9 protein-coding genes are annotated in these 11,856 nt (G+C 59.6%); 3 read left to right on the top strand and 6 right to left on the bottom strand.

Features of this window, described 5'->3' with window-relative positions; translation table 11 throughout:
• From RDN59_RS09480 to RDN59_RS09460, 5 genes are all read right to left on the bottom strand, one after another.
• Positions 1-1,167, bottom strand: a 1,167-nt coding sequence (locus RDN59_RS09480) for a bifunctional dTDP-4-dehydrorhamnose 3,5-epimerase family protein/NAD(P)-dependent oxidoreductase (protein ID WP_308607624.1), incomplete at its 3' end; no start/stop codon positions are given.
• Positions 1,168-1,173: 6 nt separating this feature from the next.
• Positions 1,174-2,169 (bottom strand): dTDP-glucose 4,6-dehydratase, encoded by a 996-nt coding sequence (rfbB, locus tag RDN59_RS09475; RefSeq protein ID WP_308607625.1) that lies wholly within the window; start codon positions 2,167-2,169, stop codon positions 1,174-1,176.
• 20 nt (positions 2,170-2,189) lie between these two features.
• On the bottom strand, positions 2,190-3,548 hold the full coding sequence (locus RDN59_RS09470; protein ID WP_308607623.1) for a M1 family metallopeptidase: 1,359 nt from the start codon (positions 3,546-3,548) through the stop codon (positions 2,190-2,192).
• A 94-nt stretch (positions 3,549-3,642) separates the two neighbouring features.
• Complete coding sequence (locus RDN59_RS09465; RefSeq protein ID WP_308607622.1) at positions 3,643-4,722, bottom strand: alpha/beta hydrolase family protein; 1,080 nt, start codon at positions 4,720-4,722, stop codon at positions 3,643-3,645.
• 38 nt (positions 4,723-4,760) lie between these two features.
• Entirely contained in the window at positions 4,761-6,182 is a 1,422-nt protein-coding gene (locus RDN59_RS09460; RefSeq protein ID WP_308607621.1) for an alpha/beta hydrolase family protein, read from the bottom strand.
• 675 nt (positions 6,183-6,857) lie between these two features.
• On the opposite strand from RDN59_RS09460, the gene lpdA reads away from it, so the two are divergent.
• Positions 6,858-8,270 (top strand): dihydrolipoyl dehydrogenase, encoded by a 1,413-nt coding sequence (gene lpdA / locus RDN59_RS09455; RefSeq protein ID WP_308607620.1) that lies wholly within the window; start codon positions 6,858-6,860, stop codon positions 8,268-8,270.
• Positions 8,271-8,769: 499 nt separating this feature from the next.
• On the opposite strand, the gene ramB is transcribed toward lpdA, so the two are convergent.
• Positions 8,770-10,176: an acetate metabolism transcriptional regulator RamB gene (gene ramB / locus RDN59_RS09450; protein ID WP_308607619.1), complete on the bottom strand. Its 1,407-nt coding sequence runs from the start codon at positions 10,174-10,176 to the stop codon at positions 8,770-8,772.
• Between the two features lie 401 nt (positions 10,177-10,577).
• Between ramB and RDN59_RS09445 the strand changes: the two genes are divergently transcribed.
• Together RDN59_RS09445 and RDN59_RS09440 are read left to right on the top strand one after the other, a co-directional pair.
• Entirely contained in the window at positions 10,578-11,333 is a 756-nt protein-coding gene (locus RDN59_RS09445; protein ID WP_308607618.1) for a succinate dehydrogenase cytochrome b subunit, read from the top strand.
• Positions 11,334-11,348: 15 nt separating this feature from the next.
• On the top strand, positions 11,349-11,856 hold a 508-nt coding region (locus RDN59_RS09440), incomplete at its 3' end, for an FAD-binding protein (RefSeq protein WP_308607617.1).

Genomic DNA, 11,856 nt, shown 5'->3' with positions numbered 1-11,856 from the left:
CATGGCAATCTCATCGCGGCCCACCACATCGCCCGAGTTGGAGATGTTGTACACGCCATACTCGGCGTTGGTCTTGAGCAGGTGGATGATGCCCTTGGCCAGGTCCTCGGCAAAGGTGGGGCGCCCGCGCTGATCGTGGATGACGGAGGGCTTAACACCCTTATTCGCCAGCGAGCGCATCGTGGCCATGAAGTTAGCGCCATCGCCGAAAACCCAGGAGGTACGGATGACATAGTGGCGCGGGGCGGTTTGCGCGGCGGTATCGCCCGCGGCTTTCGACGCCCCGTAAGCCGAGAGCGGGGAGGGCATTTCTTCCTCCGAGTGGACTTCGTGGGAGCCATCAAAGATGTAGTCGCTGGAGACGTGCACCAAGGTCAGGTTATTCTCCGCCGCAATGCGCGCGAGCTTCGCCGGTGCAGAAGCGTTGACCGCCCAGGCCGCGGCGCGATCGTCCTCCGCGCCGTTGACATCGTTATAGGCCGCGCAGTTGATGATGGCTGAGTACTGCTTCCATGGGCGGGCAGGTGGGTTGGTGATGTCGAAATCCTCGTGCCCACAGAACTCCATCGCGCCCAAGCCAGCGGAGGGCAGGAATTTCTGCAGTGCGCGGCCCAGCTGCCCGTTGGCGCCGGTGACCAGGATGCGGCGAGGGGGCATGGGGGAGACGTCGGCAAGCGCGGGGTGCGCTTTGTCTTTGTCGGAGATCTCCGTTGGTTCTAGCGGCCAGTCCACCATGCTCAGGTTGACGCAGGTGTACTCCGCATCCGGGGACCAGTGGTCATTGACCAGGTAGGAGTAGGCGCAAGCCTCCAGCGCTTGGAAGCCGTTGGCCACGCCCCGCGGCACGAAGACCGCCACGTCCTCGCGCAGCTCGTGGGTTACCAGCTGCCCGAAGGTGGACGAGCCCTCACGCAGATCGCACCACGCGCCGAAGGCCCGGCCGGAAGCCACGGAGACGAGCTTGTCCCAGGGCTCCGCGTGCAGTCCGCGCGTAACCCCCTTCTCCGCATTGAAGGAAACGTTGTTTTGCACCGGTTGGAAGTCTGGCAAACCTGCCGCCACCATCTTCTCACGCTGCCAGTTCTCCTTGAACCAGCCGCGGTTATCGCCGTGGACGTCGAGCTGAACAATGAGCAAGCCTTCGATGGCCGTTGACTGCACCTTCATGGATATCTACTGTCCTTGCTTTGCGTAGTTGGCTTCGACTTCTTCCTTGCCCGGGCGCCACCAGTCCTCGTGTGCGCGGTACCACTCGATAGTGGCGGCCAGGCCCTCCCGCAGATCTGTGTAGCGCGGGCTCCAGCCCAGCTCGCGGCGCAGCTTGCTGGCATCCATGGCGTAGCGCTGGTCATGGCCCGGGCGATCCGCCACGTGTTCAAAACGCGCGTGGCCGTCATCCGTAGCGCCCATCAGCTCACAGATCATTTCGATGACCTGGCGGTTATTCGTATCTTCCTGGTCAGCGCCGATGTTATAGGTCTCACCGATGCGCCCACGGTCCAGGATGGCAAGCACCGCCTCGTTGTGATCATCCACGTGAATCCAATCCCGCACCTGCTCGCCCGTGCCATAAAGCTTGGCGGGCTGGCCCAGAAGCAGGTTGGTGATCTGCCGCGGGATGAACTTCTCAATGTGTTGGTAAGGGCCGTAATTATTGGAGCAATTCGAAATGGTTGCCCGCAGCCCAAAACTGCGCACCCACGCGCGCACTAGGTGATCTGAGCCGGCCTTCGTGGCCGAATAGGGCGAAGAGGGGTTATAGGGAGTCTCCTCGGTGAAGTAGGTATCGGCGCCAATCTCCAAGTCACCAAAAACCTCATCGGTGGAAACGTGGTGGAGGCGCACATCGTGGCGGCGACAGGCCTCCAGCAGCACGAAGGTGCCCATGATATTGGTGTGGAGGAAGGGCGAAGGATCCCGCAAAGAGTTGTCATTGTGGGATTCCGCCGCGAAGTGCACCACGGTATCGGCCTGGGCCACGAGCTTGTCGACGACCCCCTCATCCGCCACGTCCCCCACCACCAGGGTGGCGTCCACGCCGTCGAGGTTGGCGCGGTTGCCCGCGTAGGTGAGCTTGTCCAAGACGGTGATGTCCACGTCGGGCCGTTGCTGGGCTACGAGCCTCACGAAGTTTGCACCAATAAAGCCGGCACCGCCGGTAACAAGCATCCTGCGCATGGTGAACAAGTCTAGACCGGGAACTTGGGCAGCGCGGTGTGGTTGAGCCACTCGTCCAACAAAGCATCGACCGCAGCGGGATCTGCCGCCTCCTTTTTCACACGGCTGATGAGATCCTCCGGGGTGACCACGGAGTGCTGGGATGCGGTGAGGTAATCCCGGACCGTGCGGAAGAAGACCTCGTCGCCCACGAGGCGGCGAAGTGCGTGAACAGTCAGTGCGCCGCGCTTGTAGACGCGGTCATCGAACATGTCGCGCGTGCCCGGATCACCGAGCATGATGTCCTGCTTCTTGCGTGCGAGCACCTGGTAGTGCGAACGCGCCGATTCATGCACCGGGCGGCCATGCGCGTGCTCGAACCACAGCCACTCGCAGTAGCAGGCAAAACCTTCGTTGAGCCAGATATCCTTCCACTCGCTAAGTCCGACGGAGTTTCCGAACCACTGGTGGGACAGCTCGTGGGCGATGAGGCGCTCAAAGAGGTGGTCACCCTTCACGTGGTTGGAGCCGAAAATTGACAGGCCTTGAGCCTCCAGCGGGATCTCCAACTCATCATCGGTGATGACCACTTGGTAGTCGGGGAAAGGGTAGTGGCCGAAGAGCGAGGAATAGAAGTCCAGCATTTCCTGCTGTTGGGCGAACTCTTCGAGGACTACCTGCTTGAGGCGAGCCGGCGCCCAAGCGCGGACGTCACGGCCCAGGTCAATCTCTGAGTATTCGCCGATCTGCACCGTGGCGAGGTACGTGGCCATGGGGTGCTTGACGCGGTAGTGCCAGCGCGTCATTGAGCCGCCTGCGCTGCGGCGGGAGACCAGCTTGCCGTTGGAAATCACCACGAAAGGATCGTCAGCGGTGATGCAAATATCGTAGGTAGCCTTTTCTGACGGGGTGTCATCGCAGGGGAACCAGCTGGGCGCACCGTTGGGTTGGCTGGCCACAAGGGATCCGGAATCTGTTTCCTCCCAGCCGATTTCGCCCCACGGCGTGCGCAGTGGGCGTGGCGAGCCGCCGTAGCGAATGTGCAGCTCAAACTCTTGGTCCTCCGCGATGGTGTCGGCAAAGGTCAGCCGCAGTTTGCCGGCGGACAGGCGAAACTTGGCCACGCGGGGTGCGTGTTTCGCCGTGATGCGGCGAGCCACCATGGCGCCGCCGAGGTCGAGTGTGAGCTTGTCCAAGTCCTCCAGTGCACGAATGTGGAGGATGGCTTCGCCCTGCAGCATGTTGGGTTCCACGCGGTAGGTCAGGTCCAAGTCATAGTGGGTGACCTCGAAGCCGATGTTGAAATCCACCCTCGTGTAGCTATCCCGAGTAAGCGCAGCCTGGCTGCGAGCGGTGGAGATATGCGAAAGGGCGGTAGAAAGCAGCTTCATAATGCCGCTATCCTACCGCCCTGTCTGACTTATCCGAAGCCAGGGGAGCAAGCACGCCGCGCCACACCGTGGCGCGTCACGCTCCGCTCACTTTTTAGGAGTTGAAAGCTTCCTCAAAGGTGGGCCAGGACTTTACGAGGTCCTCGCGCCAGCCCGGCCAGGAGTGCGTGCCCACGTTGCGGAAGTTGTAGGTGGCTGGAATGTTCTGCTTGTCCAGCTTGGCCTTGAGCATGTGGGTGCAGTGGTTGACCGCGGCCTCAATGACGCCGCCTTCAATCTGCAGCTGTGCCGAACCCGCGTAGGCGGCCAGCGGGCTGTAGCCCTTGTTCATGTAGTAGGACGGGGTATCCTGCTCACCCGCGAAGCCCGAGGCGGAGGAAATGTACAGCTTGGTGCCGCGCAGTTTCTCGGAGTTCATCAGGGCATCGTTGTAACGGTTGTACCCAGAGCCCATCGGGCCCCACATCTGCTCCGGTTCTCCGCCGCCGCGGTTCACGGTGAGGCGCAGGAACTGGTACTCCGTGGGGTAGGCGGTTGCAGCGCAGCCAGCGTAGGAGCCAACCGCGTCATAGAAGCCCTGGTTGTGCTGCGCCAGCAGCAGGGAAGACGTTGCGGACATGGACATGCCGGCAATGGCGCGCTTGTTGCTTGCATTCAGGCGCGACTCCAGCGGGCCAGGCAGCTCCTTGGTCAGGAAGGTCTCCCACTTCTGTGGGCCCTTGAGGTACTTGCCGTTGGGTTCCTCCAGCCAGTCGGTGTAGTAGGAGAAGGCACCTGCCTGCGGAACGACAACGTTGACGTCCTTGTCCGCGTAGAAGTCCACGGCATCGGACATGTACAGCCAATCGGAGTCCTGCTCCGCGGAGCCAGCGCCGTTGAGCAGGTACACGGTCGGGCGGTCCGGGTTCTTGGCAGGGATAACAGCCAGCGGAATCACACGGCCGTTCATAGCCGGTGATGTAGCCTCCAGCTTGAGAACGCGGGAGTCATCTTTGAAGTGCTCGTACCACTTCTGGCTCTGCACCTCCGGGGTGACGTTCAGGTCCGAGATGGTGGACAGTGGCGTGTCACCCGCAACCTGCTGTGGGGTGATAGTGGCGGCACCCGCAACGGGGCCGACAAGCGCGGCAGCGCTAAGCGCGCCGGCGGCGAGGAGAGAGCTAAGACGCTTCATTACATTCCTTATTTAGCAATCAGTAGTGCGAGTTGAGCTTACTGTTCAACGGCCTCTGGGTCTACGGGCCGGGAGTCAGCAGGGGTCTTGGGATCAGCCTCGGCCTCTTCCATATTCTGCTTATCGGCATCCTCAGCCTTGGCGTTAGCGTCCGCGCTCACCGCGTTTTCCGACGCCCGCGTGGAGACCGGCTCCACCGGCAGGCCAAAGGCACGAGCGAAGGTGGGCCAGGAGGAGTTGATGTCATCGAACCAGCCCGGCCAGGAGTGGGTGCCGGTATCGCGCAGGTTGAAATCTGCGTCGACACCCTCGCGCTGCAGTTTTGCCTGCAGGTCGTGGGTGCACGCGTTCATCGCTGCCTCGATGACGCCGCCTTCCACCACCAGGGTGGAGGAGGACTTCAAGGCTCCGGCCAGACCTTGCTTTTCAATCCTGGACGAACCCAAATCGTTCATCCCGGCCAGGCCCGAGTTAGCGGAGACGTAGACCTGGGAATTGCCCATGTTGTTCTTTGTGGCGTTGATGAGACCATCGTTGTAGCGGTTGTAGTCACCGCCCATCGGTCCCCACATCTGCTCGGTGCTTCCACCGCCACGATTTACAGTCAGCTGCGTGTAGAAGTTCGGCAGCGGAGTTGAGGTGGCCGCACAACCAGAGAAGGACCCGATAGCGTCATAGAAGTTGGGGTTGTGCTGGGCCAGGACGAGCGAAGAGGTAGCAGACATGGACATGCCTGCGATGCCGCGCTTGCCGTTGGCGTTGATGTGCTTTTCCAGCGGTCCCGGTAGCTCCTTGGTGAGGAAGGTCTCCCACTTCTGCGGGCCCTTGAGGTAGCTGCGGTCCGGAGTGGTAACCCAGTCGGTGTAGTAGGAGAATGCGCCTGCCTGCGGGATGACGACATTGACGTTCCGGTCGCCGTAGTAGTCATCGAGTTCTTGGGTGCCCTCCTTGTTGGGATCCAAGTCTTCGCCCGCGGTGGCTACCAGCCAGTCCATGCCCTGCTCGGCACCGCCAGCACCGTTGAGCAGATAAAGGGTGGGGCGGGAAGAATCGAAGGTGCCGTCTGGGGTGACCACTGCGAGAGGAACGGTGCGGTCCATCGCTGGTGCGGTGGCATTGAGGGCCTTGACACTCTGGCGGTAGTCTGGGAACTTCAGGACGTAGCCCATCCACTGTTTACTGTCCGGGATTTCACCGATCTTAACGTGCTTAAAAGTGATGTTCTTACCAATGGCGTCTTCATATTCTTGGCGGGACGGCGACGGGTTTCCGGTGGAATCCTTGGGCAGGTACTTTTCGATCTCCCCGTAGATGTCAAGCTCGGAAATGGTGGACGGTGTGGCATCACCGCTGATTTGTTCCGGGGTGACCTCGGATGCGCCCGCGGCAGGGGATGCTACGGCGCCAAGTGTTAGGGCGGTGGCTGCCGCTAGCGTCGTGAGAGAGCGCGCAATCTTCATGGAATCTCGCTTTCTAAGTGATGAGCGGAAATGTAGGGGCAAGTGTAAAAGATGCTCCGGACACGCCACCCATGAAATTGGCAATAGTGCTGGTAGATAGGAATATCAGCACCCCAAGTTAAGGGTAACGTGTTCAAACATACCAAGTTATTAAAGTTAGTGGTGGTATTGAAGTGAAAACCGTGTCATAATCTTTCCGTGCGTTATCGTGGGCCATGTAACGCAATGGTCGGCCCATTCGTTAGTCGAACCAGATGCGGAGACCGTTACTCCGGCGGCCGTCCTTCAATGTAGAAGGAGGCAGCGCCGAATAGTGGCACCGCACGAGGCCGTGAAGGCTGTTTGAACACCAACAGAAAGAAGAAGAATGAACCTCTTTGACACCATCCTCGTTTCCATCAACCAGGTGCTGGGCCAGTTTGCTCACTCCGGCTCCTCTACTTCCTCCAAGATTGCCCTGGATTGGGGTCTTTACTAAACAGCTGCGGGGCATGCGGCCCCACGTTTCCCTCCCCCTAATCGCCCCCTCGGGTGGTTGGGGGTTATTTTGTGCGTTGTGTGCCCTCTACGCATCAGCGCACTGTGGCTTGCGTGTCAGGAATGTTATGGACTGCTATGAGGGCACAGCATGGGGGTGGTGGGACAGCGGGCACAAAGTTACGTATCCTATAGGGCGTGACTAATGAACATTTTGACGTTGTAGTACTCGGCGCGGGCCCCGGCGGCTACGTGTCCGCCATCCGCGCTGCCCAGCTGGGCAAGAAGGTTGCCGTTATTGAGAAGCAGTACTGGGGCGGTGTCTGCCTCAACGTGGGCTGCATCCCGTCCAAGGCTCTTCTTAAGAACGCTGAGGTTGCACACACCTTCAACCATGAGGCAAAGGCCTTTGGTATTTCCGGCGATGTTTCCTTCGACTTCGGTGTTGCGCACAAGCGCTCCCGCAAGGTCTCGGAGGGCATCGTCAAGGGCGTGCACTACCTGATGAAGAAGAACAAGATTACGGAGATCAATGGCCTCGGCTCCTTCAAGGACGCCAAGACCATCGAGATTACCGAGGGTGATGACAAGGGTAAGACCGTTACCTTTGATAACTGCATTATCGCCACCGGCTCCGTCGTCCGTTCCCTGCCGGGCGTGGAAATCGGCGGCAACATCGTGTCCTTCGAGGAGCAGATCCTCAGCGATGAGGCCCCAGATTCCATGGTCATCGTTGGCGCAGGCGCCATCGGTATGGAGTTTGCTTACGTTCTGGCCAACTATGGCGTAGACGTGACCATCGTGGAGTTCATGGACCGCGTCCTTCCGAACGAGGACAAGGATGTATCCAAGGCCATCGCCAAGGAATACAAGAAGCTTGGCGTGAAGCTTTTGACTGGTTACAAGACCACCGCCATCACGGATAACGGTGACAATGTCACCGTTGAGGTCGAGTCCAAGGACGGCTCCAAGACCGATACGCTGACCGTGGATCGCTGCATGGTCTCCATCGGCTTCGCCCCGCGCACCGAGGGCTACGGCCTGGAGAACACCGGTGTCGAGCTCACCGAGCGCGGCGCCATCACTATCGATGACTACATGCGCACCAACGTTGAGGGCATCTACGCCATCGGTGACGTCACCGCGAAGCTGCAGCTCGCTCACGTGGCCGAGGCGCAGGGTGTTGTGGCCGCTGAGGTCATTGCCGGCGCTGAGACCCAGCTGCTGGGTGATTACATGAACATGCCGCGCGCCACCTTCTGCAACCCGCAGGTTGCCTCCTTCGGCTACACCGAGGAGCAGGCTCGTGAGAAGTTCGCTGACCGCGACATCAAGGTCGCTACGTTCCCGTTCTCCGCTAACGGTAAGGCTGCCGGCCTCAATGAGACCGCGGGCTTCGTCAAGCTCATCGCTGACGGCGAGTTCGGTGAGCTCATCGGCGGCCACATGGTGGGCTCGAACGTTTCCGAGCTGCTGCCGGAGCTGACTCTGGCGCAGCGCTTCGATCTCACTGCAGAGGAGATCGGACGCAACGTTCACACTCACCCGACGCTGTCTGAGGCTATGAAGGAAGCGGCCGAGGGTATCGGCGGCCACATGATTAACCTCTAAGAGCTAAAACAAGAACACTCCCCCTCATCCCATCGAAGTGAATCGGTGGTGGTGAGGGGGAGTGTTGGTTTTAGCGCCGAAGCGCGACTGGCCTTAGCCGAAGAGGTTGGAAGACAGTTCGAACGGTGCGTTGACGATCGTGAGCACGAGCCTCTGGATCTGGCCAAGGAAGTTCTCGCCAAAGCTGGACATAATAATAATCCTTTCGGTTGGTGATTATCGGTCGCTGACCATGATAGAACAACCGAGTCGGGAAAATCCATCAGATTTGGCTATAAAAACTTTGGAACGGGGTTTGTAGGACACCGTGTAGCGCCGAGGGCTCGGGTCATACTTCCAGCTCATGGGTGTTAGGTGGGTCCCTTGCTAGCCTCACATCATTCTTCGGTGGCCTTCGCTCGATGGAGAGTGCTCCCCAGCTTTTAAGATTCATCTGCGTTAACGGCGTAAAGGTGGATGCTTTTAAAATATGCGCGATTACGCCGTTAACTAACTTTCGTTAGTAGGGTGCCACCGCAGAGCGGTGGGCGTCGATGGCGAGCTGTTCGTTAATGGCGGGGAATGCTCGCTGGGAGCAATTCTGGCGCGGGCAGGTGCGGCAGCCGGCGCCAATGGGAGTGGCGGCGGAAAGGGTATCGAGGTCTAGTCCCTGGGCGTACACGGTGCGATTAGCGTGGCGTGCCTCGCAGCCCAAACCGATGGAAAAGAGCTTGTTCGTATCCCCAAAACGGCCTTGTGGGTAGCTCACCGTTCGTGAGATCCATAGGTAATTGCGCCCGTCTGGCATCTGCGCCAACTGGCGGGAAATGGTGTTCGGGCGTGAGAAGGATTCGTACACATTCCATAGTGGGCAGGTGCCGCCGGAGTTGGAGAAGTGCACGCCGGTGGCGGATTGGCGTTTAGACATGTTGCCGGCGCGGTCAACGCGCACGAAGGTAAAGGGGATGCCGCGCTTGTTGGGGCGCTGCAGCGTGGAGAGGCGGGAGGCGATCGTTTCGTAGCCCACGCCGAAGACATTGCAGAGATACTCCACGTCGTACCCCGACTGTTCGGCTTCGCTATGGATGAGGCCATACGGGAGAAGCGTGGCCGCAGCGTAATAATTGGCGATACCCCGCTTGGCCAAGTTGATGGAGGCCTCTGAAGTAAACGGTTCCTCCTCCACGACCTCGTCGAAAAGCGCGCCCGCTTCGAGGAAGCCAAGCTCGGCCGCCATGCGGAAGGCGCGCTGGCCGACGCTCAGCCGGCTGGCAAGGCGAAGGGTCCCGCTGTCCTTGTCGAAGCGGTGCAGCGTGCCATCCATGCGATCGGTGGTGAGGATCTCCACGCCGTGCTGGGTGGTGAGCCTGTTGTCCAGAGCCTGTTCGATGTCGCGGATGTGGAACGGGACGACGTCGAGCTCTGCGGAGATCCTCTCTGCATGCTGATCTAACTCATCGAGATAATTCTGGCGGGCATAGAAGAAATCCCGAACCTCATCGTGTGGCATGGACAGCGCCTGGTTGCCGTCGGATCGGCGGGTATCGGTGGCGAGGGAAAGCTTGTCGCGGATATTGCGGTAGCGGCGGTGGATGTCGACGAGCGTGCGCGCAACGGTGGGGTGGTTGTAAACCAGTTCGGACAATTCCTGTAGTTCCACGGGGGAGGGGCAGATTTCTTGGTCCTGGACGACATCCTGAATCTCGGCGAGTAGGCGCGAGTCATCGTCACGGGAAAAGAAAGTGGCATCCACACCAAATGCTTCAGTAATCCTGAGCAAGACCGGAACGGTGAGGGGGCGTACGTCATGTTCAATCTGATTAACGTAACTAGCGGAAAGTCCCAGCGTAGCGGCGAGGGAGGCTTGGCTGAGATCACGTTCGCGGCGCAGTTGGCGCAGGCGCGAACCTACGTATGTCTTGCTCATATGAGCTAGGTTACCTAGTGCCTTTCGGTCATAACAATAGTTTTGCAAGGAATGTGTGAAGCATTTTAACTCCGCTGCGAAGTGGGGGTGTTAGCGGGGCGTGAAGGGGTAGTGAGGGGTGTATACCAAGCGAAAGTTTGACACCTAAAGGGGTAGGGTCGTCACTCGAGTCACACCCTGTGACAAAAGTCTCAACTATGAAATGTTTTCGCAAGGTTAATATTGCGTAAAGCGAAGTGATCAAGGTAGACCGGCATAAGCTGGGGGACACTTAAGGCAACCCTTGCCTTAACTTGTTTCTGTCAGGGGCCTGTAGGTGGGGGAGGGGGCGTTAAAAGCAAAGGGATAAGTAGTGGTCAGCGCGCAGTCCTGCGTAAGGTAAGGGCGACAATGGAGGTGTCATGTCTGTAAAAAATCCTGACCGTGAAGCCCTTGCTCACGGCCGCATTACTAATGAAACGATTCGTCCTAAGCCGGGAATTCCGTCCTGGGCTTTGAAACTGACGATGGCAATTACCGGTCTGTTCTTCGCGCTGTTCGTTGTGGGACACATGGCCGGCAACTTGAAGCTCTACCTGCCGGCGCACAACGGTGAGGAAGCCCTCGATGCCTACGGCGCATTCCTGCGCAGCATGGGTGATCCGCTGATTCCGAGCGGTCACCTTCTGTGGATCATCCGCATCGTTTTGCTGGCGTGCGTGATCGCCCACATTTACGGTGCCTTCGCGCTGACCGCTCGCTCCAAGGCATCCCGCGGTAAGTTCAAGCGCACCAACCTGATGGGCGGCATGGATTCCTTCGCGACGAAGACCATGCTGGTGACCGGCGTCGTGCTGCTCCTGTTCATCGTCTTCCACATCTTGGACCTGACGATGGGTGTTCAGCCGATCGCTCCGGAGGCTTTCGCTCATGGTCACGTGAAGGCCAACATGATCGCTACCTTCTCCCGCTGGCCGGTGACCATCATTTACATCGTCGCCATGCTCTGCCTCTTCCTGCACCTGACCCACGGTATCCGCCTCGCGGCTTCCGACCTGGGCATTACCGGTGCTAAGTGGCGCGAGGTCTTTGTCATCCTGGCGTACATCGTCCCGGCCGTCGTGTGCCTGGCCAACATCGTTATGCCGTTGTCCGTCGCCCTGGGCTGGGTCAGCTAAAGGAGTTTTGAACCCATGACTAACGCGAATCCTGTGTCGAACGCGAACACTGAACTCAAGCGCGAGCACCCGAACTTCTCGCACCCGCAGTCCATCGTCCCGGGCGTTAAGCCGGGCCGCATCCTGGAGTCCCACGAGCCGCACGGCGTCCCGATGAAGGACATGTGGAGCTACCAGAAGGACCACATGGAGCTGGTCTCCCCGCTGAACCGCCGTAAGTTTGAAATCATCGTTGTCGGCACCGGCCTGGCTGCTGGTTCCGCTGCGGCTGCGCTTGGCGAGCTGGGCTACAAGGTAAAGGTCTTCACTTACCACGACTCCCCGCGCCGCGCGCACTCCATTGCTGCGCAGGGTGGTGTGAACTCCTCCCGTGGTAAGAAGCTGGATAACGACTCCACCTACCTGCACGCTAAGGACACGGTCAAGGGCGGCGACTACCGTTGCCGCGAGAACGACTGCTGGCGCCTGGCGATGGAGTCCCCGAAGGTCATCGACCACATGAACGCTGTCGGCGCACCGTTCT

It is taken from the genome of uncultured Corynebacterium sp. (genome assembly GCF_902489365.1).
GTDB lineage: Bacteria > Actinomycetota > Actinomycetes > Mycobacteriales > Mycobacteriaceae > Corynebacterium.
This window is presented reverse-complemented; position numbering and strand designations above follow the sequence as displayed.

Excerpts from the sequence above, each read along its gene's own strand:
- rfbB (WP_308607625.1), bottom strand. The coding sequence starts at position 2,169 with ATGCTTGTTACCGGCGGTGCCGGCTTTATTGGTGCAAACTTCGTGAGG.
- RDN59_RS09470 (WP_308607623.1), bottom strand. The coding sequence starts at position 3,548 with ATGAAGCTGCTTTCTACCGCCCTTTCGCATATCTCCACCGCTCGCAGC.
- RDN59_RS09465 (WP_308607622.1), bottom strand. The coding sequence starts at position 4,722 with ATGAAGCGTCTTAGCTCTCTCCTCGCCGCCGGCGCGCTTAGCGCTGCC.
- RDN59_RS09460 (WP_308607621.1), bottom strand. The coding sequence starts at position 6,182 with ATGAAGATTGCGCGCTCTCTCACGACGCTAGCGGCAGCCACCGCCCTA.
- ramB (WP_308607619.1), bottom strand. The coding sequence starts at position 10,176 with ATGAGCAAGACATACGTAGGTTCGCGCCTGCGCCAACTGCGCCGCGAA.
- RDN59_RS09445 (WP_308607618.1), top strand. The coding sequence starts at position 10,578 with ATGTCTGTAAAAAATCCTGACCGTGAAGCCCTTGCTCACGGCCGCATT.